Raw genomic sequence first — 26,655 nt, 5'->3', positions numbered from 1 at the left:
ACTTTATATGTATCTATAAAGAACAATAATTTATGTTTATATACGAGAGGAAGTTCCGCTAAAGCTTATGGTGGTCGCGTATATGTATATGCGAGAGAGGTATCAGGAANCTCAGGAATTAATGGTTCATATGAAAAACTATATAATAATATTGAAACACCGAATAAAGAACAAAACTGTATTATTGTAAATGCTTCAAATTTTAAAAATAATATTCCATATTATTTGAATATGGAGGCAGATAAAATTTACTCCCAAAGAGTATGTGTTACTCAGAAATCGAAAAAAACAGTATTAATGAAAGTTGAAGATCCTTACGGTTGTAGCCAAGAAGAATATGATTATTCAGGACGTAGCCTGTGGGAAAAGTTTTTGAATTGGTTNGGTTTTAATTAAAAAAGAGATTACCTTTAGATATTGAAAAAAACGTAAATCTGCCCAAATGAGGTTTTTTTATTGGAGCATTTAAATGTCAATTGAAAGACTAATAAAAAAGCGAAGCCTAAACTTCGCTTTCATTTATTGGTTAAAATCTATAATTTAGATTTTAGAAATCAAATCCTTGATCTGTTTCGCCTGTTCAGCTGCATTACCAGTATAGGTTGCAGGTGTAAGTTCAGCTAAACGAGCACGTTGCTCAGCAGGAACTTGAACCAACTCATCACCATTGACGAAGTTAACCATCATGTCACGAGTCATCGCTTGACCACGAGTCAATGCTTTTAGCTTCTCATATGGTTTTTCAACATTATAACGGCGCATAACAGTTTGAATCGGCTCAGCTAGAACTTCCTGGGCATGATCAAGATCTTCTGCAATACGTGCAGCATTCAGCTCAAGTTTACCAATACCTTTTAAGCAAGCATCAAATGCGATCAAACTTTGTGCCAAACCAACACCCATATTACGAAGTACAGTTGAGTCGGTTAAGTCACGTTGCCAGCGAGAAACTGGAAGTTTTTCACCTAAATGAGCAAGTACTGCATTGGCAATACCCAGGTTACCTTCAGAGTTTTCAAAATCAATCGGGTTAACTTTGTGTGGCATTGTAGAAGAGCCAACTTCACCATCTTTAAGTTTTTGCTTGAAGAAACCTAAAGAAATATAGCCCCAAACATCACGGTTAAAATCAATCAAAATCGTATTGAAGCGACGTAAAGCATCAAAAAGCTCAGCAATATAGTCATGTGGTTCGATTTGAGTTGTGTAAGGATTAAATGTTAAACCTAAAGATTCAACAAATGCCTGAGAATGAGCTGGCCAGTTAATTTCTGGATAAGCAGAGTAGTGCGCATTGTAATTACCGACAGCACCATTGATCTTGCCTAAAAGTTCAACATTTTTAAACTGTTTGATTTGACGAGCTAAACGGTAAGCCACGTTCGCCATTTCTTTCCCTAATGTTGTAGGGCTAGCTGTCTGACCATGTGTACGTGACAGCATAGGTTGATCAGCATGCGTTTCAGCAAGGGCAACAATGCTATCAATAATCTTCTGCATAGATTCAACAAGAACTTCACGACCATTTTTCAGCATTAGAGCGTGTGACAAGTTGTTGATGTCTTCTGATGTACATGCAAAGTGAATAAATTCACCTGAATCTTTTAATTCATCAATATGTGCAATTTTTTCTTTGAGAAAATATTCAACTGCTTTTACATCATGATTGGTTGTGCGTTCGATTTCTTTAATACGAAGTGCATCTTCTTCAGAAAAATTTGCAACAATCGCATCTAGTGCAGCATTGGTTTCACTTGAAAATGGTTTAACTTCAGTAACTTCAGGACGGTTTGCAAGCGCTTGTAACCAACGCACTTCAACTGTCACACGAGCATGAATGAGTCCAAACTCAGAGAGGAAAGGGCGTAGCGCATCGCATTTGCTTGCATAACGTCCATCAAGTGGAGAAAGTGCTGTTAAAGCGTTCATATGGATTCCTTAAACTATGGAATTAAACATAAAACAAAAAGCCTGCTTATCATCAAGTTAGACAACCTGATATTGTAAACGGGCAAGATCCTGAATATCTTGGAGAAGCCTGCGCTTACTGAAAATCATATTCCATGAACTGCCACCAAGCTGACGCCATAAATGCGCCATTTGTAGCCCAGTGAATAAGCTTGCACGAATACGGTTGGTATGTGAGGCATCTTTAAATGCTTCAGCATTACCACGAACTAGAATACGGGGATTAATTTGACCAGCAGTTTCAACATAAGTTTGTGCAAGATTGGCAAGAATGCTTGGATGAACATAGTTATTATCAAAAAAGGAAAGCTGTTTTAGTATTTTTTGCTGAGATTGTTCAATAATTTCTACATATTCAGGATTGTTATAGACTTTCTTTTCTAATGCAAGCAAAGACATCGCATAGGACATCGGTAGTTTTGCATTGCTCATCTTGGGTAAACGGGATTTGGGAGCTGTTGAAAAAGGCTGGGTAATACTACTTTCTAATGTTTTAAGGCCTAAGGAAATATCAGCAAGCTGATTAAAAAAGTCTAGAGTCTGACAGGAGCAGTTTTCAACAGGTCTGATGTTTAGACTGGCTTTGATGAGTTGCTCAAAGTAGAAGTTCCCACTTTCACCAATGGTCTGTCGTCCCATCATCGCCGTCATATGCGTAAGCTGTGTAGCCTGAAACACAGCTGCAAGCGCCAAAGCTCTATTTTGGCGTTGATTCAAAGTACGAGGCTGTTGAAAGGGTAACTCAACCATGCCTAATATTCCTTTAAATAAAATCAGGTTTTGGTGCATTGGTATGGTGAATAACGCCACCACCTAAGCACACCTCATCTACATAAAAAACCACACTTTGTCCTGGCGTGACAGCACGTTGTGGTTCATCAAATTCGACACGTACACCGTTTGGTGAAGCATCATCTTTATAAATTGTACACGCTTGATCAGGTTGGCGATAACGAGTTTTTGCTGTGCATTTGAAGCCACTAGCAGGAATATCCTGTTCACCTGCAACCCAGTCTATGGCTTCTGACCATAAAATGGTACTTTGCATGAGTGGATGCTCATGTCCTTGACCTACAACCAGACGGTTATTTTCTACATCTTTGTGTAGTACAAACCATGCGCCTTCAGTCGCGCCTTTCATGCCGCCTAAACCGATACCTCCACGCTGACCGAGGGTATAGTACATTAAGCCGTGATGTTCACCAACAATTTTTCCATTATCGAGAACAATTTTTCCTGGTTGAGCTGGCAGGTATTGTTTTAGAAAGTCGTTAAAACGACGTTCACCGATAAAACAGATACCTGTTGAGTCTTTTTTCTTGGCAGTTGCCAAGCCAAATTCCTCTGCGATTTTGCGTACCTGTGGCTTCTCAATTTCACCGACAGGGAATAATGTTTTATTAATCTCACGACCATGTACGGCATGCAGGAAGTAAGTTTGATCTTTGTTGTTATCTAAACCACGAAGTAGTGGAGCATATGCTTCACCTTTGGAATTGATCATGGTTTCACCACGGCGGGCATAGTGACCTGTTGCGATAAAATCAGCACCTAAATTCATGGCATGATCAAGGAATGCACGGAATTTAATTTCTTTATTACATAAGATATCAGGGTTGGGGGTACGACCAGCCGCATATTCTTGTAGAAAATGCTCAAAAACTCGGTCCCAATACTCCATTGCAAAGTTTGCGGTATGAAGCTTAATACCGATTTTATCGCAAACTGCTTGTGCATCTGCTAAATCTTCCATAGCCGTGCAATATTCAGTGCCGTCATCTTCTTCCCAGTTTTTCATGAAAAGACCTTCAACCTGATAACCTTGTTGAAGTAAAAGTGCAGCAGAAACAGATGAGTCTACACCACCAGACATACCGACGATGACACGTTGTTGCATAAAATTAAGCATCCAGAGTGGAAGTTAAAGGAGAGTTTTTGTGCTCATAAACGAGCGATAAAGGATAACGTTGACCAGAGATGGTATCTTGTATGGCTTTGATGACAAGTGGACTACGAGCTCGGGCAGTATCTATCAACTCTTCAAGCGTCATCCATACTGGACCAAGAATACCTGTGTCTAGTTTTGCATCGGGAAAATGTTCAAGCACATGGGCTGAAAACAAAAAACGATAGTAGGTACGGTCTGGAAACATTGGAGGGGTATAGGTATATATCCCGATTAAAGAATCAATTTCTACTTGATAACCTGTTTCTTCCATCGTTTCACGAATTGCTGCCTGAATGAGAGTTTCATCTTTTTCGACATGACCCGCAGGCTGGTTGAATACTGTATGAGTTACACCTTCTGTATGCTCTTCAACAAAAAGGAATTTCCCATCTTTTTCAACAACTGTAGCGACTGTGACGTGTGGAGTCCAAGTGGTCATAAACAAGCACCTTGGTTTAAAAACAGTATTCTACAAAATTTAGGGGTATATGGCTAGGTGAATAGGAGTTTCTTTGATGGAAAAGCCAAATCGGGAGGACTTAGTTATTAGGTTTTAGTTCAATGTATTTATTTATATGAAAATATAAGTGAATTTTGCATAGTTGTATGCTGATATTTAACTTTATAATTCATTGGTTAAAAATCATGCATTGTTATTTTGTTTTTATCATCAACGTTAATCGGTTTTAATGAGTCAAAGAACGTAATTTACTTTCTTTGACTCGAGGTTAATCCATCTTTTATTCAATTGGGTATGGGCTAAATCAAAAACAATAACAGTATTTATTCTTTTTTTACTGCTGCAGTGATTTGAATGATTGCCTGAGTGAGTTCGTTTGCTACATGTTTGGGTTGCTTTTTACTTCGCCAGCCCACAATCCCATCAGGTCGAATTAAACTTGCCCCACTCGACGTAATGCCAAAGAGTTCCTCGAAACTTTCAGAGGGGGCAAACTGAATATCTTCTCCTATAATAAAGGTTCGAATAGGAATATCAGTTTTTTGATAGACCGTTTCGGCAGCTGTACGCCAGACAGGATTTTGGGATAAAACTACAAATCCTTGCCCAAACAGATCAATAGTTGAAATATTTTTTTTCTGATAATCAATCCATGCATGTGGTGCCCGAACCCCTGGTTGACCAGCCCATTCAGTCGGGGTTGCGGCAGAGGGAAGGTTTTTATCAGCGCCAATGATCGCTGATGAACGTAAAAGCTGACCTAATTCTATTGCAATATCATCTATCAGAGGGACATTTGTCAGTTTTTTCCCTATGATTCTTTGATAATCTGGTCGTGCGAATGTTTGATCGTGTCTTAAAACCCCAATGGGGTGGCGCTCTTCATTGTATGTTGAGAGTAGACTTTTTTCTGATAAGCCTTTTACCACAAATTCAAGCTTCCATGCGAGATTATAAGCATCATCTATCCCTGTATTAGCACCAAATCCTCCACGTGTTGGAGGAAGCTGATGAGCCGCATCCCCAACCAGGAATATATTTCCTTTGCTATATTGCTCAGCGATGAGTCCAGCCATTTCCCATGTCCTAGTCGTGATGATTTCAAAATCCATGTTTTTGCCAAGGGCGAGTTGAATTGCTACTTTTAGCTCATCTTCTGTCCTTTTATGATTATCTGTGAACATTAATACCCACCGACCATCATGATATGTTGTCAGAAATGCTTTTAGTTCAGGTTGTTCAATTTCGAATTGCTGGATACCACGATCAAGATATGTATCAGCTTCAGGACAGCTAAAAAGAACGCTATGGACTGTTTGTAAATAACCCACGCCATTACGTTTAATTCCTAATTTTTCCCTGACAGGACTATTACAGCCATCAGCAGCGATCATATATTTTGCATGAATAATACTTTCCTTGGCAGTTTTACGATCACGTATGCGAACGGAAATGCCATTGGGACATTCATTGAAGTCCAGCATTTCAAATCCGGGTTTTAAGTCGGAACCTAATTCTGAGGCACGTTCTCGAAGGATAGGTTCCAGTTTATCCTGTGCGATTGCAGCGCCTTTTACTGGGGAAACTTGTATGGGTGTTGTATTCAGTTTGTGCGGTGTCCAAGGATATTCTTCTATCCATTTTCCACTCAAGCTTTCAACTTTTGCACGCCGCAAACGAAAATTTGCATCGGTCTGCGGGATTTTATCATCGATCCCGACAACTCGATAAAATTCCAATGTATGTTCGGTATATCCAATCGCTCGTGGATGGGGAGAGCTTCCCAGATGTTTTTCAATAACAATATTTTTGACACCACGCCATGATAAAAATAGCGAGGCTGAAAGACCGACCAAGCTTCCGCCTATGATGACGATATCTGTATATAATTTTTCAATAGAGTCTTGCATAACTTCCTCCAGTAGGCATGTTAAAACATGCTGTTTTACTAACCTGAGTGTCGGAAGAAGAGAGCAATCTAATAGATAGAATCCAAGAAAACCACATGCAACCTCCGACATTGGACAGACATAACTCTGCCTTCTGTCGTGGTCCGCGGCCTTTGGGCTGGATGATTAGTACTTGTTGATATAAGTTCAAGTACTGACTGGTGCTCACCACGTCCAGTCATGCAATTTTCGACTATTAAAAAATAAACGAGTCAAATGATAAATGCAATCCTATTTTGTTTAATCAAATCTTCAGGTGTGTGATGTAGCTATGTTTATTGTTTTATTTTTTGAAACTATAGTTTCATCAGTATTTTTTAATTATTTCAACATACAGTTTCAATCTTTGAAATTGAGACTTCAGAAAAATTGATACACAAAAAGACAGCATGTCGTTAGATCAGTTTAGGGTTACAACGATGTATGCTCATCCATACATGATCATTAATAAAATTTTAAGCTCTTGCTCGTTTAATTATTCTAAATACAAAAATTAGTTGCACTGAAAGTTAGCTTGATATTTTACCCGAGAGTTGAAGACTTGGTTTCAGTGTAGGGCAGAGTGAAATATGTTATCTGAAATAGCAATACTTTGGGGGCAATCTGCAACATGGTTAGGTCACCATGCAATTTTGCCTGTTCTGAATTTTTTACATATTACAAAATATACTGATTCTCCAACTGAAATTGCTGCAACATTAATGATTGGTGCATTGCAATTATTGATTATAGGGTGTTTATTTCGTCCTCTGGAAAATTTGATCCCAGCGGAAAAGTGGGCAGATCGTCGTTATGCCCGAATAGATTTTCATCTCACTTGGCTGATGCTGGTCGGTTTATTTCCACTCTTTGCTTTTTTGATTATGACGCCAGTCGTAAATTATATGAGTGGTGTTTCACCCGCATCAGGTGATAGTCCTGTCTGGAGTCTGCGGACTCAGTTTCCTTGGTTAATGGACCATCCCTGGATATTTTTTATTTTATATTATTTATCTTATGATTTAGTGTATTACTGGATGCATCGTATCCAACATGTCATACCCTGGTGGTGGGCTATGCATAGCTTTCATCATAGTCAACGACAGATGAATTGTTGGACCAATGACAGGACTAACTATCTGGATGGAATGCTACAGTCGTTTGTTTTGGCAGGTGTTGGTATATTCTGGGGGGTAACTGGTGAAGAGTTTGTTTGGTTGATGTTGCTAGGGGAGCTGGTTCAAAATTTCTCACATGCCAATGTACGTGTTAGTTTTGGTCCAATTTTCGGTAAGATTTTTGTGAGCCCAGAATTTCATCGCCATCACCATATGGATTTTGTACCTGAACGTCCGACATTACATAACTGCAATTTTGGGCAGGTATTTGCCATCTGGGATGTTATTTTTAAAACAGCTTTATATAACGAACCTGTGCACCCGACAGGTGTGACTGGTGACAAGATGGTGGATATAGATAACAATAAAGGTATTATTGGTGTACAGGTAGAATCTTTAAAGCGGTTTTGGGGGAGTTTTACCTGCTTGGATGGCTGGCGTATTGACGGTGTAGTATTTAGTAAAAATTACAGACCTATTCATATGAAAAAGCCAGTAGATGGTCAGAAGCAAATTTTTAAACCTCATGTCAGAACTGATGAACCTATACCCGTTGATATGCAGTTGAAAGAGCAGGTGTCAGATCAGTTGAATGAAGCTAAAGCTGAAAATGACAATTAAAATGTTTATCATTGTTTAAAATAAATTCAATCATTTATATCTTTGATGTAGAGTTTTTTAATATGAGTTTAAATCGATATTTTGTCTTAAGTCATGGTTATATTTTTTAGATCAAACAGGGTCTATTGACATTTCATAATTAGATGTTTGAGATTCATATATGTTAAATCTTAAAATTAGGCGTTTAGAAACCCAGGATGCAGAGGATTATCGTAAGATTAGACTTGCTGCTTTGGCTCAAGCACCTGAAATGTTTGGGGCAAGCTATAGTGCTGAGCTTGAAAAAAATTTAGATTTCTTTATCCAAATAATTTCAAACTCGGCTGTATTCGGTGCTTTCCAGAACGAACAAATCGTTGGTTTAGCTGTTTTTAAACAAGGGGAAGGAGAAAAGGATAGACATAAAGCATATCTTTATAGTTTTTATGTCGATTCAAATTACCAGAGAAAAGGAATTGCAGATCAACTACTCAGAGTCGTGGTGGAATATGGGAAACAACATGTAGAACAGATTTTGCTGACAGTTGTGGATGATAATTTGCCAGCAATTCATCTGTATGAAAAACATGGTTTTCAAGTTTATGGCATTGAACCTTTAGCATTAAAAAAAGGCACTGTATATAAAAATGAAGTTTTGATGATTTTATTTTTAAAAACAAATCCAATTTTAGAGATCATTCATCAAAACAAAACCGGATAGTTTCAGATCGTAGGGCCACTATAGAATAAAATGCGTCAGAGATTATTCTCAAGATAATCATTTGCTACCTTGACATAATGTCGAGCTGAATAAGGTAAAAACTCAAGTTCTTGTTCAGTTAAAGGGCGAACTTTTTGTACAGGGCTTCCTACATATAAATAACCACTTTCCAGAACTTTACGTGGTGGAACCAGACTACCAGCACCGATCATTACGTCATCCTGAATAACGACATCATCCAAAACAATAGTATTGATACCGACCAGGACTCTATTACCAATGCTACAACCATGTAACGTCACATGATGACCAATTGTGACATCTTCACCAATCAGCAGAGGTGAACCATTTGGTTTATTATTGTTTTTATGACTCACATGCAACATACAATGATCTTGAATATTTGAATTTCGACCAATTTTAATACTGTTTACGTCACCACGGATCACGGCAAAAGGCCAGACAGATACATTTTCTGCAAGTATAACCTCTCCAATAATTACAGATAAATCATCAATATAACAGCTAGAATCAATTTTTGGATGATGTTCTAGATAAGGGCGAATATTCTTTTTCATGTGAATAATAAAAATTTAAAATTTTGATGTTTTGAGTATAAATTAAAAAAGCATTCATATCGATGATATGAATGCTTTGGCTTTAGTCTTAATTTAAAAATTAAAACAAGTTACTAAAGAATTGTTTAATATGGTCGATGAGGCGAGAGAAGAAGCCAGCTTCTTCAACAGCTTCAAGTGCCACAAGCGGTTTTTCAGCTATTACTTTACCATTTAAAGTTGCAGTGAATTTACCGACTACCTGACCCTTTTGAAGTGGAGCATTCAGGTTTGGCTGAACTGAAACTTGAGTTTTGATATCACCAGCCTGACCTTTAGGCATAGTGACGTTGAAATTTTCAGGCAAACCGACTTTCACGTCATTTTCTTTACCAAACCATACTCTTGATGTTGCCAGTGCCTGATTTGCCGGTTTTACATTAATGGTTTCAAAGTTAGCATATCCCCATGCAAGAAGTTCACGTGTCTGACTAGCACGCTCATTCATTGATGGTGCGCCAAAGATTACAGAAATCAGACGCATTGGTCCGCGTTTGGATGAGGTTGTTAAACAGTAACCAGCTTCTTCTGTATGACCAGTTTTTAAGCCATCAACACTTGGGTCAGTATAAAGCAACGCATTACGGTTACCTTGTTTGATCCCGTTAAATGTAAATTCTTTTTCTGAATAGATTGGGTAGTATTTCGCACTGTCATGAATGATATGTTGCGCAAGTGTCGCCATGTCTTTTGCTGTAGAAAAATGTCCCTCAGCTGGCATACCTGTCGCATTAATGAAGTGGGTATTTGTCATACCGATACGTTTTGCTTCTTTATTCATTTCATAGGCAAAAGTACCTTCATTACCTGAAATATGCTCTGCCATTGCTTTAGAGGCATCATTACCAGATTGAACGATAATACCGCGAAGCATCTCAAGTACAGTTGCAGTACCATTTAATGGTACATACATACAAGATTCAGCACTACTACCGCGACACCAAGCCGACTCGTTCATTCGAACTTTTTCGCCCTCAGTCAGTTGTCCCTTTAAAAGTTTCTGTTCAATGATGTAACTGGTCATCATTTTGGTCATTGAAGCAGGGGCGAGTTTCTCATTTTCATTTTTAGCAGCAAGGATTTGTCCTGTCTCATAATCCATCAGAACATAAGATTTATTATTTAATTCTGGTGGGTTAGATAAGACTGTTGCTGCATAAGAAAATGAAGGTAAGAGTAATATTGCAGCAATGGCGCTTTTACGGGTCATTCTAGGTGATTCCAATACTTGTATGAGCACTAAAAGAGCTTAGCATTTTAGGATAAAGCAAAGCCGACTTCTACGGGTGAAGTCGGCTTATTTCGAACTTATTGTAACTAATTGACTTTAACTGTGATAATTAATGACATCTTGACAGACTTGTTTGTTGTTTTCCTCACCAGCATTTTTGGCATCTTGACGTGCCTGTTTTAATGCTTCCTGAAAACTTGCCTGCTTACTCAAGCTTTGTAGTGCGGCCACAGGATTTTTTTCATTTGGTAAATAATCTTTAGCTAAACGTTTGTAACCATCAGTAAACTTGGTATTTTTACCTTGAATTTTTGGGCAAACCTCAGAAAGTACAAAAATTGCAGCAAGTTCTTCCTTCGTGACTTGCTGTTGGGTTACATCAATGTTTTCTTCTTCTGCTGATTTTTTTGTTGCAGCAAAGGTTTGAGGTAAGAAAAAAGAACAGGATAAAATCCCCAAAGTAGCTATTTTCACTAATTTTGATTGCATAATGTAGCTAATTCCAATAAATCGATAATGTGCATAGGGTAAACAATTTTGATGTGAAAAGAATAGAGGAAGTGTATGATTGATGTAGAAAATGATTGTTTTAATGAATTTTTATTTTAGATCGGATAGTTTATTTTAAACAGAATATGGACTGATTGTTTTATTTGTTTGCAAATTATTCAAAAATCACTAAAAAAGCAGAATTTAGACACAAATCACTTATAGATGTGCCGATGATCATCGTTATAATCAAAATAGTTTTAAATACAAAGCATCCTTTAAATTGAGTATATAAGTGAATATTTTAATTGCCAATGATGACGGTGTATTTGCACCTGGTATTCAAGCATTAGCCAGAGCTTTAAGTACATTGGGGCGTGTTGTTGTTGTAGCACCAGAAAGTGAAAGAAGTGGTTACTCTAGTGCCTTGACTCTTGATCGTCCATTGAGACCTGTCCAGATCCAGCAAGATGTCTGGGCAGTAAATGGGACACCAGCCGATTGTGTTTATCTGGCTATGAATGGCTTGTTTGATTTTGAGTTTGATTTGGTACTCAGTGGTATTAATAGTGGTGCAAACTTAGGTGATGATGTGCTTTATTCAGGCACAATCGGTGCTGCATTTGAAGGACGTTTAATGAAACAGCCTGCTATAGCGGTTTCTCTTGCAGGACCAAATGTTCGGGCTTATGAAAGTATAGAAAATTATACAGTTGCGGCAGAGTGGGTGCGTGATTTTGTTGCAAAGGGTTTGCCATCTTTACCACCAAGACATATTTTAAATATTAATGTTCCTGATGTTGTTGAGTTAAAGGGTGCAAAAATTACTTATCAGGGTAAAAGAACACAATCCAAACCGATTACCAGTCACGTAGACCCCAGAGGACGTCAGGTATACTGGATTGGTTTATCAGGTGAAGCTGTTGCAGAGCCGAAGAAAAACTTGCACCATCTTCAATCTGACTTCTATGCCATTGCAAACGGTTTTGTCAGTATTACACCGATTCAGATGGATGCGACAAACTATAGTATTTTGGAAAATGTACAGATGCAGTTATCGAGTAAAGTTATGTTGGTAAATGATTAACAAGGTATTAAATGTTATAAGTTTGTGAAAATACACTTTTTACAAATCCTTAAACAATCTTTTTTGATAATCTAAATGAAATTTAAAATTAACATTTTATGAGGGAAGGCAATGCAACAGGTGAAACTACAGGAATTTTCAAGTCGACCAGATTTTTGGTTGAAAAGTATTTTCTTGTCGGTAGCTGTTACATCAGTACTTGCTTTTACTGGATGTGCGTCTAAACCACAAATCAATAATCCAGTCCGTTATGCAAATGCTCCAGAATATTATACTGTGCGTTCAGGTGATACATTGAGTGGAATTGCAGCTAGATATGGCTTGAACTATATCAGTGTTGCGCAGATGAATGATATTGCACCGCCATACAGGATTTATGTAAATCAGTCGCTTAGGCTGAAAAGTTCTGGAGCCAAACGTACAACTTCAACTCAGGCATATAATCAGTCAGCAGCTATTCAAAGACAAACGGTTCCATTGCCAAAGCAAACACCAACTTATGTTCCACCAGCACCACAAACAAATGCTCCATCTGTGAATGTTGCACCTGCACCTACAACTTTACGTTGGGTGAAACCATCCAGTGGTCCAGTAATTTCGGGCTACAATTTGGCGAATAATGTTAAAGGCATTCGTTATGGTGGAAATCAGGGGGATCCTGTTTTTGCAGCTGCGGATGGTCAGGTGGTCTATGCTGCAGATGGTTTAAAGGAATATGGCAATTTAGTTCTTATTAAACATATAGATGGCTATATTACTGCATATGCACATAACAGTAGAATGCTGGTGAAAAGTGGTGATAATGTTAAAGCAGGGCAACAGATTGCAGAGATGGGATCTTCGGGTGCAAGCCAGACAATGCTTGAGTTCCAGATACGTTCTAATGGTAAACCAATAGATCCGTCTGCACTTTTACCAAGTAATTAAACAATATACCAATACAAAGTCATAAATTCCCCGTATAATACAACGAGTTGCATTAATAAAAAAACGTGATGCATCTCATAATTTCAGAGGGAAATTTATGTTAGATCAACTTCGAGCAATGGGTGTCTTTGCTTGCGTAGTTGAAAAAAGTTCTTTTAGTGGCGCTGCTCGTGAATTGGGCATCACGACTAGTGCCGTGAGTCAACAAATCCGTTCATTAGAACACGATATGGAAGTGACACTTCTACATCGTTCTACTAGACGGTTAAGTTTGACTGAAGCTGGACAGGCCTTTTTTCTAAGCTGCCAAGAAATGCTAGCAGCTGCGGAACGTGGAAAAATACGGATTAATGAATTACGTGATGAATTAGTCGGTGATCTACGTATCGCAACTACACCTGAACTATGTGCTACGCATGTAGTGCCAGCACTTTCACATTGGATGTCTGCACACCGTGGTTTAAATGTTCATTTCGATGCAAGCAATCAGATCAATGATTTGATTGATGGTCGAATTGATATCGCGATCAAGATGTGCTCAAAAATTGAAGAACACCATAACTTGATTACAATTCCACTTGCACATGTGGAACAGGTATTGGTGGCATCTCCAAGTTATTTAAATCAGACCAGTACGCCAATTTCACGTCCTGAAGATTTATTGAATCATGAATTGATTTTTTTGAATACCATGAAAAATAATCAGTATTTTTCATTTCAAAATGCAATCACAAATGAAGAAATAAATATCAATATGGAAAGTAGATTGCAAACCAACAATGTTTTTGTAGCGAAGTCCCTTTGCCAACAAGGTCATGGTTTGGCACGCATCTTATATCTGGATGTACAAAAGGAATTGATTAACGGTTCTTTGGTTGAAGTACTTCCTGAATGGAAATTACCTGCTTTTACACTATGTGCGATCATTGCGAAAAAAGAGCAGCAACCGGTTAAAACATATCGATGTCTGGATGCATTGAAACAATATTTTAGCCAGCTTCCAGGTGGACGTATTTACCAAGAAGCATCTTAAATTTGACAACAAATTTGGATGTATAAAAAAAGCCGCTTTATGCGGCTTTTTTATTTCAATCATTGGTAATGAATTATTTAGCAATAAAGTTCTTGATTGCAGGAACTAAACGCTTTAATAAATCATCAGCTTGTTCATGATTCATATTCAAAGCAGGTAATAAACGAACAACATTACCAGCAGTCACATTGATAATTAAATGATGTTCATCTCGTGCAATCGCAACAAGTTCAGCACAGTCTTTTGGCAATTCAATACCAATCATCATACCAAAGCCACGGACAGTAACATTATATTCAGCAAGTTGACTACGGAACTGGTCAACAAGATACTGACCAATATTTGCGGCATTCTCAATAATCTTTTCTTTTTGAATGAGATCAATAACCGTATAAACGATGCGTGAACCTAACGTAGTACCGCTGTAAGTAGAACCGTGGTTTCCTGTTGTTAGTACGCCTACACCACGACCCTGAGTCATGACCGCACCAATAGGGAAGCCATTTCCAAGACCTTTAGCAGTGGTTAATACATCTGGGACAATATTGGTATGCTGGTAAGCAAAATATTTACCTGTGCGGCCATTACCAGTTTGTACTTCATCCAGCATCATCAACCAGTTATGCTGGTTACAGATCTGACGGATTTGTTCAAGATAACTGAAACCTTGAGGTGCTGTATTGACCCCACCTTCACCCTGAATCGGTTCAACTAGGATAGCCACGATATCTGGATGTTGAATAGCTGCTTCTTCAATCGCCTCTATATCACCGAAAGGAACTCGGATAAAACCTTCAACTAAAGGCGCAAAGCCTTCCTGAACTTTTTTGTTGCCTGTTGCGGAGAGTGTGGCTAATGTACGGCCATGGAAAGAATGATCTGCAACAATGATTTTTGGTGTTGCTACACCTTGCATATGTCCAAATTTACGTGCAATTTTGATCGCACCTTCATTCGATTCTGCACCACTGTTAGAGAAGAAAATCTCTTCCATACCTGAAACTTCAGCCAATTTTTGTGCCGCAGCAGTCTGCCATGGGATTTCAAAAATGTTGCTGGTATGAATCAGAGTTGCTGCCTGTTCTGCGATCGCTTCAGCAAGTACAGGATGAGCATGACCGAGACCACAGACAGCAATGCCTGTGAGTGCGTCTAGGTATTCAGTGCCATCTTCTGTATAGAGATAAGATCCTCGTCCTTGGACAAAGCTGATCGGTTGACGGCCAAATACTGGCATCAAGTGTGATGGTTGATCAGATTGTACCGGAGCGAGGGTAATGTTGTTCATGACTAACTCTTATCTGTTAGGTGGAAAATAAAAAGGATTGTTGGTATTTCGCTTGTGAAATTGACAACAAGCCCTTATATAATCAAAAACTGCTACAGATTTAAAGCGTAAAATGTAAATTAACGGAAAATTTATGCGGAACATCACCGTTTACGAAAGTTTTAGGTATAATGCAGGGCAGATTAGTTGAGGATTTAATCAATGACTGAACAAGCGCGCGATACAGAAGCGTTAATTCGCGATCAAATTGCTAAACATGCTGTACTTCTTTATATGAAAGGTACTCCACAATTCCCACAATGTGGTTTTTCTGCTCGTGCAGTAGAAGCGCTTAGCCAAATTGGTCGTCCATTTGCTTATGTAAATATCTTGGAAAATCCGGATATTCGTGCAACACTCCCACAAATTGCAAATTGGCCGACATTCCCTCAATTATGGGTAAATGGTGAGTTGATTGGTGGTAGTGATATCGTGTTAGAAATGTTCCAAAATGGTGAATTAAAACCATTAATTGAACAATATAGCCCAGCTCCAGAAGCTTAAGCGAATTAAAAAAGCACCTACGAGGTGCTTTTTTATTATTGTAATAATGGATTATCTAAACCCCGAGTGAGCATATCTATAGATATACCTTGTATTTTTCTTTTAATTTTTTTATTAAAATAAATATATAAATTTAATGAATGGAATATCATGGTTAAGATAAGGTTGCTTATGATTTTGCTCATATCCCAAACTGTATTTGCAAATGATATCGATAACTTAAAATATGAAATTGATTTTGATAAGAGTATGGATTTCTCGAAAAAAGTAGCGAGTGGTAATAATATTACATTAAATGATTTTCTAAAATCAGGTGATCTGAAACGTAATCAGCTAGCCAAAAGTTATTTCGATAGAAATCGTATCAAGCAAGCTGACCCAAGGCTGGTTCTGGATAAAAAATGTGAAAAAAGAACTACGTTTGATGACTATCGATTGGAAACAAATATCAGGTATGGGGTTGTAATGAAGCAACCAGTAGATCCAGGAGGACAGTATTTACCTTTGATTGTATGTAAAAATTGGTAAATCTTGAAAAACTCCCCTCATCAAAAAACGATGAGAGGAGTTATATACTATTTTTTAAGTTTAGTACTTTTTTTCAATAGCTTTGAAGACACCTCTACAGTTTGTTGTTTATCCGTTTGGGTGTCTGAACAAGCTTCGGGTTTATTTTCTTTTACTTTCTTCTTTTTCTTCTTCTTTTTTTTCGGTTCGTCTTCTATTTCTTCACCATCTTCGATCGCTTGCCAGTATTCAAGCTGCTCCATGACTGCTGCATAGATGGAATCTTTACTATAACGACCTTTTTTATCGAGTGTTCCTACAGGGCGAGCCATTAATATTTCTAAAGCTTGATCGATTGTATCTATGGCATGGATATGGAATTGTCCATTTTCAACAGCTTCAATCACATCCTGACGGAGCATGAGATGCTGCATATTTTGACGAGGGATAATGACACCTTGTTTTCCAGTTAAACCTTGTAATTTACAAGCATCATAGAAACCTTCAATTTTAGCATTTACTCCGCCAATAGGTTGGACTTGCCCCAGTTGGTTCATAGAGCCTGTGATGGCCCAGGACTGGTCAATCGGCAACTGACAAATGGCAGAAATGAGAGCTGAAAGTTCAGCAACAGTTGCACTGTCACCATCAACTTGCCCATAACTTTGTTCAAAAGCCAAAGCAGCAGAGAAATGTAAGATCTGTTCACGACCAAAGTGAGCTTTTAGGAAGCTCGACATCAAAAGCACACCTTTAGCATGTAATGATCCACCCAATTCAACACTACGTTCAATATCCAGAATGTCGCCACCACCTTGATAGACCGAAGCTGTCAGTCTGGAAGGCAAACCAAATTCAACATCAGCATAATGGATGACTGAAAGGGCATTAATTTGACCTAGTCGATGTCCATGAGTTTCAATGAGTTGGGTACCTCGTGATAAGTCTTGCCAATAAAGCTCCCTTAAATAGCCTAAGCGGTATTGGCGATGTTTAAGTGCTGTGTTGATGTGCAGTGCAGTCACGATTTTTTCATTTGCCTGTAAAGCATGATGATGAGCTTCACGAATCAAGTCACCAAGTGTTGATGCATGAAGTGATAATGAACTTTGGTCTTCAGCCTGACGACTAGAATCGGTGAGCAAGGCAGCTAGTGCAGTACGGTCAAAGGGAAGAAGTTTATCCTGCTGTACATAGTCTGCTATGAGCTGCATATAGGCCTGTTCATTACTGTCATTACGTTGTAATGTATCTGTAAAGTCGGCACGGATTTTAAATACACTACCTAACTCGGGCTCTACTTCTAGAATTTCATAATAAATTTCAGGCTCAGCAAGTAAAATAACCTTTAAATTTAATGGAATAGCGGCAGGTTCAATTGAAATGCTACCTGTTAGCGTCAGCATATGTTCAAGTGAAGAGAGTTTGAGTTGCCCAGATTTCAGGGCGCGTTTCAAACCTTGCCATGCATATGGTTGTTCAAGTAATTGTTCTGCTTCAAGCATGAGAAAACCACCATTGGCTTTATGCAGTGAACCAGGGCGAATCAAGGTAAAGTCAGTGGTAATCGTTCCATTTTGTGTGAGTTGTTCCACATGACCGAGTAAATTGTAGTGTGTAGGGAAATCTTCAAAAATAACTGGAGCACCGCTATTGGGCTTATTACTGACGACTACATTTGCCTGATAACGGGCAGGAACCCTGTTGAATGTAGCAGGTGAAAAATCTTCTTCATCTTGCTCTAAAATCAGCTCAACATTATTGATAATGTCATCTGCATAGAGTTTTAAATATTGTTCTAAGCCATCAACATTTTCAAATTTACTAATAATAAGATCGAAACGTGGCATCACGACCTGTTTTGCAATATCACGATTTAGTTCCGAAACCTGATCACGGGCATCATCTTCCAGATCACCAAGCTGTAAACCCAAGCGTTCAAGTTTTTTATCCATATAACGGATATTGGATGCAATTTCAGCCCGTTCTTTACTGCTGAGGGCATTGACATCCTCTTGAGTCATTTCCTGAACTTTATTGTCAATAACATGTGTCGGAACAAAACAGTGTTCTTCGTTACGATTGACCAGTTTTAGATCCAGTTCTTCACCTTCTTTGGTGAGTTCAACCAGAGCCTGTTGTTGTTCATTTCCTGTAACCTGACGGATACGTTCGATCTGATTGTGATAGGATTCTGCGCTAAAACGTCTATCCAGCTGTTTTAATATGGTTTGCCAAGTCTGATGCAATAAATTTTGAAACTTGCTGCCTTGTCCAGCTGGGAAGCGTAATGCAATTGGATTGCGAGCATTTTTAAAGTTGTTAACATAAACCCAGTCATCAGGCGTTGACATGGTTTTAGCGTGTTGTTGCAGTAAACGCTTGATCATGGTTCTTTTACCAAGACCTGCTGTCCCAACAGCAAAAATGTTATAACCTGAATATGGCAGGGAAATACCCGCTTCTACAGAAGCTTTAGCACGGTCTTGACCCAGAAAATTGTTGAGTGGCTTTATTCTTTTGGTTGATGTTGGAATATTTGCCTTATTGGGGATATGGGTCAGTTGTTCAGGTTTCAGTCTTGTTTGGTTCAATGTGTTTTGAATTCCCGCTTGATCGAATACCGAAGGGTATGCATTTTCAATTTTAACTAATTCATTTGTTGTGTTGGCGATTGAAACAGAGCTTACACTCATTTGATCATGTTTTTGGGTCACTGGTGAAATCCAAAACTAAATAGCAGTTGAAAACTTAAAGGTATACAGGTTTGTCAGGAAATTTCAAGCATCAATGATGGAAATCACTACAAAAAAACAAGTAACGTTTTTATAAAAAGCATTGAATCTAACAGCATTAAGGGGTTGAATAACCAACTTTAGATTCGCGGAAAATAATAAAGCAATGACAACACAGACTTCGGGTTGGAAAAGTGCCTTCACGGCATTTCTAGACCGCCGTGCATTTATTATGTTGTTTTTGGGATTCTCGGCTGGTATTCCCATCTTATTAATCTTTTCTAGTCTATCTCTTTGGTTAGGTGAGGCTGGTATTGATAAAAGTGCAGTCACATTTTTTAGTTGGGCTGCTTTAGGTTATTCATTCAAGTTTGTCTGGGCACCTTTGGTGGATGAACTTCCTGTACCATTTTTAACCAGGATTTTGGGACGCCGTCGTGCATGGTTGCTGATCGCACAATGTCTGATTATTTGTGCCATTTGTATTATGGCATTTTCAGATCCATCTTTGGGTCAGGGTTATCTGATTCAGATGGCTGTTGGAGCTGTGTTATTAGGTTTTTCAGCTGCAACTCAGGATATTGTGATAGATGCCTATCGTATTGAGCTGGCAGAGACGCAAATGCAAACAGTATTGGCATCAACCTATAATGCGGGTTATCGCATAGGGATGATTGTCGCTGGAGCTGGAGCTTTATTCTTGGCTGCGAGTATGGGAACAGCTAAAGGAAATTATATTTATAGTGCATGGAAGTTAACCTATTTAACCATGGCTGCCATCATGTTGGTGGGGATATTCACTACATTAGTGATACGAGAACCAAAAGTTGAGCGGGTGCATAAAGATTATAAACGAAGTGATTATTACAGGCTGGTTTTTGTATTTTTTATCGCTGTATTAGGTTTTGTCCTGAGCTATATTTATTCAGGTGATTTGACAGGATTTTTAACTCGATCATTAGAAATCAAAGACAGCTTTTTATTGTTTTGTATGGAAGCTGTACGTTTTTTAGGATCAGCAGTTGTAGCTGTTGTTGTTGGTATGATCTTGGTCAATTTGGGTGCTGTGAATAAACAGATGGCACTTGAAACATGGGTTGCACCAATCAAGGATTTCTTTGCTCGTTATGGAGTGAAACTGGCATTGGTATTATTACTACTAATTGGTTTCTATCGGATTTCTGATATCGTCTCTGGTGTAATTTCTAATGTGTTTTATCAGGATCTCAATTTTACCAAAGAACAAATCGCTGAAGCGGTGAAAATTTATGGTGTGGTTTTTAGCCTGATGGGGGGCTTTCTCGGCGGCTTGCTCGCTCAGAAAATGAATATCATGAAATTGATGTTTGTGGGGGCAATTCTGGCCAGCTCTACAAATTTGATGTTTATTGGACTGGTGAAATCAGGTCAAGATCTTGCACCAGTCAAGGTTCAGGTGGCAGGGCAAAGTTTTTCTGCTCAGCCTGATGAAGTGGGGTATTGGTCAGTTCATGTCCCAGGTCAGACTTTTTCCAATACTGACAAAATCACGGTTACAACTCAATATCGCGATTTGAGTGAAGCTGCTTCACTGAATTTACCCTATTTAAAACAGTCATCATCTGCCCAGATTTTATTATTTCCGATTACCAGTGACGGCAATCTTTCCCCTAAGGAATATAACCAGAGTCTGGTTATCAAAGGTCAATTTAGTAACATTAATCCTGAAAATTTAAATAAAGAAAAACCATTTATTGTGACTTTGGATGGTAAAGAATATCCTGCAAAAATTGAAGGAAGTGATCAGTTTGCTGCCATTATTGCAGGCAAGGTGCTACATGATTCACCTTCGAAAAATATCAGTGTCAAGGCAAACTTTACTGCAGCACATGCTGATGTCATGACATCACTTCAATACGGTTTAACCAACCATAAAGCGACTATTGATGTGGATATTCAACCCGTCAAAGTTGTAAATCCTCAGTCACAAGATACTGTAGAAATTAAAGGAAAAGTGATTAAACCATATAGCCAATTATGGTTATATGCGGCGATTATTCTTGATAATCTGGCTTCTGGTCTGGCAGGGGCTGCATTTATTGCCTTTCTATCAAGTTTAACCAGTGTGTCATTTACAGCTGTTCAATATGCGATTTTTAGTTCGTTAATGACACTTACACCTAAAATTATTGGTGGGTATTCAGGTACTATTGTCACTAAAGTGGGGTATCCTGACTTTTTCCTAATAACAACCTTGATTGGGATTCCGATTTTAATTTTAGTGGTCTGGGTAGGAAAACTTTTACAGGACCATGAGAAATCGGTAGAAACGCACAATAGCAATTGATTTTTGGAGAAATAATATGCGCATGCTGCATACCATGTTACGCGTAGGCAATTTAGAACAATCATTAAAGTTCTATACTGAAGTGCTCGGTATGACCTTGCTTCGTAAGCGTGATTATGAGGAAGGGCGTTTTACCCTTGCTTTTGTGGGATATGGTGACGAAGAAAATAATACGGTTCTTGAATTAACTCATAACTGGGATACTGACAAATATGAGTTGGGTAATGCCTATGGTCATATTGCAATTGCAGTTGATGATGCCTATAAGGCATGTGAGGAAATCAGGGCACGTGGTGGAAATGTAGTACGTGAAGCTGGTCCTATGAAAGGCGGTGTTACTGTTATTGCATTTGTTGAAGATCCTGATGGTTATAAAATTGAACTGATTCAACAAGATGGAAATGCCCGTAATAATTAGTTGTGTAATGTCGCAATACTAAATAGTGAACATTTCTTCTGGAAATTGGTTTAATGATAAAAGCTCAGTAGAATGAAATCTCCACTGGGCTCTTTTTATTTATACCTGATAAGAAATACAGGATGTAATCATGTTGAAATTATTCGCGCTTGATCGTTTTACGATCCTGTTAGTTGTAATGGTGATATTGGCAACAATTGTCCCTGTATCTGGTGAGCCAGCTGAAATATTCAGAGTGGTGACCAATGTTGCAATTGCGATCCTGTTTTTTTTACATGGTGCGAAACTCTCCCGTGAGGCGATTGTAAAAGGCATTTTGCATTGGCGTTTACATGCTTTGGTCTTTGCTTTTACATTTATAGTATTTCCGGCTTTAGGACTGCTTGCCAAGCCAATTTTACTGCCATTATTGGGACAACAATTGTATTGGGGTTTTCTGTTTATGTGTTTTTTACCGTCAACAGTCCAATCCTCGATTGCTTTTACCTCTGTTGCGAGAGGTAATGTTGCAGCAGCAGTATGTAGTGCATCTTTTTCGAATTTGATCGGGATGTTCATTACTCCTGTTTTAGTGAGTTTTTTTATTTTTGGTCGGTCTCAACATAACTATGACCCAACGTCATCAATCATAGAGATTGCTTTATTACTTCTCGTTCCATTTATTGCAGGTCAACTGCTTCGATCGTATGTTTATCCATATATGCAAAAAGTGCCTAATATCGTAAAAGCCTTTGATCAAAGTACGATTCTGATGGTGGTTTATGGTGCTTTCAGTGGGGCAGTGGTTGCAGGGTTATGGCATCAAATTAATGGACTAACACTATTATATTTAGTGATTGCCTGTTCCAGCATACTGACGATCATTATGCTTTTAGCTTATTTTGTCCCTAAATGGCTAGGATTTAACCGAGCTGACCAGATTGCCATTTTCTTTTGTGGTTCTAAGAAAACCTTAGCTAGTGGTGTTCCTATGGCCCAGATTTTATTTGCAGGTCAACCACTAGGAATGATTGTATTACCGATCATGATTTTTCATCAAATTCAGTTAATGGTTTGTGGCATTATTGCCAATCATTGGTCAAGACAAAACAAACCTGAAATAAAATCCAGTTCAGTGATGGAATAATTCGCAAACCCTAGAGTTTTAGCGTATAATACCCGCCACTTGTTGTGCTTAGCTCTGACTTCGAGTCTCGGTGGGCCAAAAGAAATGGTCTGTTGTCGTGTTTATCTGCTGTTTTGAATAAAACATGCCTGCCTCAATTTTGAGAGTGATAAATTGCGATGACAGCATAAGCCTTTCTTAACTTAGGAGTAATCGACCATGCGTGCCGATATTCACCCAAAATATGAAACACTAGTTGCTACTTGCTCATGTGGTAACGTTATTGAAACCCGTTCTGCTATTGGTAAAGAAACTCTTTATCTTGACGTATGTTCAGCTTGCCACCCATTCTATACTGGTAAACAAAAGAATGTAGATACTGGTGGTCGTATCGACAAATTCAAACAACGTTTTGCTGGTATGTCACGTTCTATCAAACGTTAATACACCAAAACGAAAAACGGGCTTTAAGCCCGTTTTTTATTGGTCCTGAACATCTTTAAGCAGTTCAAGTTTTTTCTGAAAATAATCACCTTGTAAATAACGGCTATCAACGCTCCAGGCATTTGCAAATAAGTTCATATCATTTAACTGACATAAAATAATCTCGACAGGTTTGGTTGTAAGCAATGCTTCAACATGTTGCTGCAATTTACCTAACTCGATAGGGTCATCAAGCATCTGAGAGTCTTTAGCCTGAAGTTGAACAAACTGGATCTCCAAGCCTGCCAAGATATCAGGACTATCCTGAATGTTAAAATCACGAAGCGAGACCAGGATTCCTGATTGTTTTAACTGCTCAAATTTATTTTTTGCCTGTGTTGCATGCTGAAGAATATCATTCTTGTTAAATTGTAAAATAAGTGGGAACTCTGTTTGACTTGGCAAAGAGGCTTTTAGCTTTTGAATAAATTCTATAAATGAAGCATCCTGAAATAATATCTGAGAATGCAAATTAATGATCAAGGCAGCATCTGGATACTGTGTCTGAAACTGGAGTAATTGTTTGCAGGATTCGCTTAAAATCCATCGGCTTAACTGAACATTCAAGTTCGGATGTTGTTCAAGTAAGCAAAGGCTTTGAATATCTTGCCATTGATCCTGAAAAATAAAACCATTACTCACTTCATAAATTCGTTTGCTATCTTGTTTATCATAAAGTTGTTGAAATTTTAGTTGAATTTGTTGGCTTTGCAGTTTTTGGTATAACTCACTAATCATCAAGTCAGTTGATTGTGTTGGCTGGATAGCGGTAAAAGACGAGTTTTGAGGTTGTTCTTTTTTTATTGATTGATTATTTTCTATCGTTACTGAATCTTCCTGCATATATACAGATGAAGGCTGTTCTAGGCTTGGCTGTAACGGCTGGGTAACTGGCTCTAATTGTAAAGTGCTACTCTCATGAGTAGCCTGAGGCAAGGGGGTATTAAAAGCAAGTGCGAGCAACTGCTCAAAATTATTCTCATTAATGACTTCATCACTAATGAGGGTGTAACCGATTTTTAAATGCAATGGATAGTTAACAGACTGGATGTTGAGGACCTGGGGTTTTTCAAGAGCCAGTAAACTCGTCAGTTTTGATTGTAATAGAGCCTGAGAGTCTGACTGGAGAATAGTTGCAACCAGAAGGGTATTAATTTTAAAAATAGGATAGCTGGTCTGATTTTCTATATGTTTTGCAATATTTGAAAAATATTGTTTTGCAGTGTTCCAGTCTCTGGTAAATATAGGGCTAGGACAGTCCGCTAAACTAAAGATGACTAAAGCATTTAGTTTGGCAGGTTGAGTTTTTAAAGTTCGGAGAATTCTGTTTACGGGATGATTCGTTTGCTGTTCTGAATCAATAATCAAAGCTGGTGTTGTGATGAGCGAATGTTGGTTTTTGGTTACTGTAAGCTGAATAATATTGTCTTGGGTAGAAGGCTGAAACTCAACTTTTAATGGATTAAAAGCTTGAGCATGTTCATGCTGGCTTTCTATTTCAAAAGCAGCGTGATCGAAATAACCCTGAGCAACTTTTTTAAATTTTTGCTTAAAATTCTGAATATCATTTGGTTGTAAAATATCGAGCAAGGGAAGTCCGATGAGTTCATCCTCATGCTTTAAATCGAATAACTCAAGATATTCCGGATTTGCCTGAATATGAATGCCTTCCTGAATCTGTGCACTAGCTAAATGTTGCGCCTGAATACGGGTTTCAGACTGCGTTTGAATATGCTCCAGTTCATTGAGTAAGCTATTTTGGCTTTGAAGTAAGCGACTAAATGATAATGCACGCAGAAAGGCAATATAGAACTGAGTATTTTCCTCGACGTCAATTACGTCATAACAGCCTTTATTGATATAGCTCCAATATTGATCTTTCTGATAATCGAAGGGAGATAAAATCAATACAGGAATATCAAAACTTGCCGTATTCTGGATGAGCATCATCACTTGATCTAATTTTAAATCATAGGCCTGACCAAAAATAATAATGTCCCATTTAATTTGTAGCTGTTTCTCAAAGTTTTTAAGATCATCCAAAAGTATTGAGTCAATCGTAAGCTTTTCTGTCGTTAATATTTCTATAATTTTATTATATCTAATCTGGTTATCATCAATAATTAAAATACGTACTTCGCTTCGTTTTATCTTTTGTGAAAATAAAGAATTTCTCACTTTAAGTTTCCCCTAAACTAGAATGATCAGATTGATCGAAAATAAAATCTTCAATTAAAAGCTGTTGTTCTGAATTGATTAAATTAAAACTAAACTGAATAAAACTTTGGGTAATGAGTAATGCCTTTTCCAGACGAATTTTCATTTCATGATCGGCCAGGCGTAACTGAATATTCTGTTTTTCTTTAAATATTGAGAGATTGGGCAATATCAGAGAATATTCATTATTTTCTAATTGACAGTTTTGGATGAACAAGGCTGGTTGATAATTCATATTTTGTAGATCAGCCTGTAGTCGAACTGCACATGCAAAAACATCTTGTCCCAAGACTTCCAGCCCCAATTCCAAACTTTTATTACTTGCCTGTTTAATCCAGCGAACAACAGCTCCTTTCCATTTCTGGTTGATCGTTTCACTGACCAGAATAAATTCGCCAGTACGTAAACTACGTGGTGTATCGCCAGTCCAGCGAATACGATAGCCATTAAGGCTAATATCAAGAACTTCGGTGTGATAGACCTGTTTGCATTCTCGATCAAGCAATCTGTTTGGTGGTAAGGACAAATCATTTTGATCCAAAACAGTGATACGGTTTGATAAATCTGAATGCAAAAAGAATTTTTGATATGTCAGAAGACTTTCACTAAAAGTTTTGGAATGAGATAAAAAATAATGTGCAGCAAGTAAACTAAAACAGATTTTTAACTGTGCGGAATATTCGTAGCGTTCATGACGTCGTTCACTGGTTGTGCCCAATACATTTTGAACATGAAACTTTAACGCAGGGGTCAAAAACTGTTTTTCTACTTTTGAAATATAATTTTCATCCTGAATAATGGTTGTATTGATATGTTCCAATAAATATTGCGTTTCAATAAATAAATGGGCATTTAGTCCTTGATTATTTTTTTTATTATAAATTGAAGCATGATCAATCTTTTTAT

The 26,655-nt window shown here is 38.0% G+C and carries 23 protein-coding genes and 1 pseudogene; 12 read left to right on the top strand and 12 right to left on the bottom strand.

Features of this window, described 5'->3' with window-relative positions:
- Positions 1–15 precede the first annotated feature (15 nt).
- A complete protein-coding gene (locus KPC_RS20885; RefSeq protein ID WP_456049169.1) occupies positions 16–396 on the top strand; it encodes an NF045616 family extracytoplasmic (lipo)protein in 381 nt (126 codons plus the stop codon).
- Positions 397–540: 144 nt separating this feature from the next.
- On the opposite strand, the gene purB is transcribed toward KPC_RS20885, so the two are convergent.
- The 5 genes from purB to KPC_RS05570 all read right to left on the bottom strand — a co-directional run bounded on the left by purB (position 541) and on the right by KPC_RS05570 (position 6,286).
- The gene (gene purB, locus KPC_RS05590; protein ID WP_121973430.1) at positions 541–1,929 is read right to left on the bottom strand and encodes an adenylosuccinate lyase; all 1,389 of its coding nucleotides are present in this window, start codon (positions 1,927–1,929) and stop codon (positions 541–543) included.
- 57 nt (positions 1,930–1,986) lie between these two features.
- The gene (hflD, locus tag KPC_RS05585) at positions 1,987–2,718 is read right to left on the bottom strand and encodes a high frequency lysogenization protein HflD (RefSeq protein WP_121973433.1); all 732 of its coding nucleotides are present in this window, start codon (positions 2,716–2,718) and stop codon (positions 1,987–1,989) included.
- 13 nt (positions 2,719–2,731) lie between these two features.
- The gene (gene mnmA, locus KPC_RS05580; RefSeq protein ID WP_121973432.1) at positions 2,732–3,865 is read right to left on the bottom strand and encodes a tRNA 2-thiouridine(34) synthase MnmA; all 1,134 of its coding nucleotides are present in this window, start codon (positions 3,863–3,865) and stop codon (positions 2,732–2,734) included.
- A 4-nt stretch (positions 3,866–3,869) separates the two neighbouring features.
- Positions 3,870–4,355, bottom strand: coding sequence for an NUDIX hydrolase (locus tag KPC_RS05575; RefSeq protein ID WP_121973429.1), 486 nt, complete (start codon positions 4,353–4,355; stop codon positions 3,870–3,872).
- Between the two features lie 344 nt (positions 4,356–4,699).
- Complete coding sequence (locus tag KPC_RS05570; RefSeq protein ID WP_121973428.1) at positions 4,700–6,286, bottom strand: FAD-dependent monooxygenase; 1,587 nt, start codon at positions 6,284–6,286, stop codon at positions 4,700–4,702.
- A gap of 608 nt (positions 6,287–6,894) precedes the next feature.
- Between KPC_RS05570 and KPC_RS05565 the strand changes: the two genes are divergently transcribed.
- Positions 6,895–8,043, top strand: a complete 1,149-nt coding sequence (locus KPC_RS05565) for a sterol desaturase family protein (RefSeq protein ID WP_121973427.1) — start codon at positions 6,895–6,897, stop codon at positions 8,041–8,043.
- Between the two features lie 160 nt (positions 8,044–8,203).
- A complete protein-coding gene (locus KPC_RS05560) occupies positions 8,204–8,743 on the top strand; it encodes a GNAT family N-acetyltransferase (protein WP_121973426.1) in 540 nt (179 codons plus the stop codon).
- 35 nt (positions 8,744–8,778) lie between these two features.
- Here KPC_RS05560 and KPC_RS05555 read toward each other — a convergent pair whose 3' ends face one another.
- The 3 genes from KPC_RS05555 to KPC_RS05545 all read right to left on the bottom strand — a co-directional run bounded on the left by KPC_RS05555 (position 8,779) and on the right by KPC_RS05545 (position 11,080).
- Positions 8,779–9,321: a gamma carbonic anhydrase family protein gene (locus tag KPC_RS05555; RefSeq protein WP_121973425.1), complete on the bottom strand. Its 543-nt coding sequence runs from the start codon at positions 9,319–9,321 to the stop codon at positions 8,779–8,781.
- A 100-nt stretch (positions 9,322–9,421) separates the two neighbouring features.
- Positions 9,422–10,570: a D-alanyl-D-alanine carboxypeptidase PBP5/6 gene (gene dacC, locus KPC_RS05550; protein WP_121973424.1), complete on the bottom strand. Its 1,149-nt coding sequence runs from the start codon at positions 10,568–10,570 to the stop codon at positions 9,422–9,424.
- 117 nt (positions 10,571–10,687) lie between these two features.
- The gene (locus KPC_RS05545; RefSeq protein ID WP_121973423.1) at positions 10,688–11,080 is read right to left on the bottom strand and encodes an MCR_0457 family protein; all 393 of its coding nucleotides are present in this window, start codon (positions 11,078–11,080) and stop codon (positions 10,688–10,690) included.
- 295 nt (positions 11,081–11,375) lie between these two features.
- On the opposite strand from KPC_RS05545, the gene surE reads away from it, so the two are divergent.
- From surE to KPC_RS05530, 3 genes are all read left to right on the top strand, one after another.
- Positions 11,376–12,167: a 5'/3'-nucleotidase SurE gene (surE, locus tag KPC_RS05540; protein WP_121973422.1), complete on the top strand. Its 792-nt coding sequence runs from the start codon at positions 11,376–11,378 to the stop codon at positions 12,165–12,167.
- 111 nt (positions 12,168–12,278) lie between these two features.
- The gene (locus KPC_RS05535; protein WP_121973421.1) at positions 12,279–13,094 is read left to right on the top strand and encodes a peptidoglycan DD-metalloendopeptidase family protein; all 816 of its coding nucleotides are present in this window, start codon (positions 12,279–12,281) and stop codon (positions 13,092–13,094) included.
- 97 nt (positions 13,095–13,191) lie between these two features.
- Positions 13,192–14,127 carry a LysR family transcriptional regulator gene (locus KPC_RS05530; protein WP_121973420.1) on the top strand — a complete coding sequence of 312 codons (936 nt, stop codon included), beginning with the start codon at positions 13,192–13,194 and terminating at the stop codon, positions 14,125–14,127.
- Between the two features lie 73 nt (positions 14,128–14,200).
- Here the strand turns inward: KPC_RS05530 and KPC_RS05525 are convergent, their stop codons facing one another.
- Positions 14,201–15,415 (bottom strand): aspartate aminotransferase family protein, encoded by a 1,215-nt coding sequence (locus tag KPC_RS05525; protein ID WP_121973419.1) that lies wholly within the window; start codon positions 15,413–15,415, stop codon positions 14,201–14,203.
- A gap of 201 nt (positions 15,416–15,616) precedes the next feature.
- Between KPC_RS05525 and grxD the strand changes: the two genes are divergently transcribed.
- Positions 15,617–15,958, top strand: a complete 342-nt coding sequence (grxD, locus tag KPC_RS05520) for a Grx4 family monothiol glutaredoxin (RefSeq protein ID WP_121973418.1) — start codon at positions 15,617–15,619, stop codon at positions 15,956–15,958.
- Positions 15,959–16,108: 150 nt separating this feature from the next.
- Complete coding sequence (locus KPC_RS05515; RefSeq protein ID WP_146196625.1) at positions 16,109–16,486, top strand: hypothetical protein; 378 nt, start codon at positions 16,109–16,111, stop codon at positions 16,484–16,486.
- Between the two features lie 47 nt (positions 16,487–16,533).
- On the opposite strand, the gene KPC_RS05510 is transcribed toward KPC_RS05515, so the two are convergent.
- Positions 16,534–19,182, bottom strand: a complete 2,649-nt coding sequence (locus KPC_RS05510; RefSeq protein WP_121973416.1) for an ATP-binding protein — start codon at positions 19,180–19,182, stop codon at positions 16,534–16,536.
- A 184-nt stretch (positions 19,183–19,366) separates the two neighbouring features.
- Here KPC_RS05510 and KPC_RS05505 point away from each other — a divergent pair, with 184 nt between their 5' ends.
- From KPC_RS05505 to rpmE, 4 genes are all read left to right on the top strand, one after another.
- Positions 19,367–21,526 carry an AmpG family muropeptide MFS transporter gene (locus KPC_RS05505; RefSeq protein ID WP_121973415.1) on the top strand — a complete coding sequence of 720 codons (2,160 nt, stop codon included), beginning with the start codon at positions 19,367–19,369 and terminating at the stop codon, positions 21,524–21,526.
- Between the two features lie 16 nt (positions 21,527–21,542).
- Positions 21,543–21,944, top strand: a complete 402-nt coding sequence (gloA, locus tag KPC_RS05500) for a lactoylglutathione lyase (protein WP_121973414.1) — start codon at positions 21,543–21,545, stop codon at positions 21,942–21,944.
- A 130-nt stretch (positions 21,945–22,074) separates the two neighbouring features.
- Complete coding sequence (locus KPC_RS05495) at positions 22,075–23,070, top strand: bile acid:sodium symporter family protein (protein ID WP_121973413.1); 996 nt, start codon at positions 22,075–22,077, stop codon at positions 23,068–23,070.
- A 198-nt stretch (positions 23,071–23,268) separates the two neighbouring features.
- On the top strand, positions 23,269–23,493 hold the full coding sequence (gene rpmE, locus KPC_RS05490) for a 50S ribosomal protein L31 (protein WP_121973412.1): 225 nt from the start codon (positions 23,269–23,271) through the stop codon (positions 23,491–23,493).
- 36 nt (positions 23,494–23,529) lie between these two features.
- Here the strand turns inward: rpmE and KPC_RS05485 are convergent, their stop codons facing one another.
- Both KPC_RS05485 and KPC_RS05480 read right to left on the bottom strand, forming a co-directional pair.
- The gene (locus KPC_RS05485) at positions 23,530–25,710 is read right to left on the bottom strand and encodes an EAL domain-containing protein (RefSeq protein ID WP_121973411.1); all 2,181 of its coding nucleotides are present in this window, start codon (positions 25,708–25,710) and stop codon (positions 23,530–23,532) included.
- Position 25,711: 1 nt separating this feature from the next.
- Positions 25,712–26,655: pseudogene (locus tag KPC_RS05480) on the bottom strand (GTPase); the annotation flags it as partial.

Origin of the sequence: Acinetobacter stercoris, from assembly GCF_900323515.1 — a bacterium.
In the GTDB taxonomy this organism is placed as follows: domain Bacteria; phylum Pseudomonadota; class Gammaproteobacteria; order Pseudomonadales; family Moraxellaceae; genus Acinetobacter; species Acinetobacter stercoris.
Note: the sequence above shows the minus strand (reverse complement) of the source record. Positions and strands in the feature narration are given on the sequence as shown.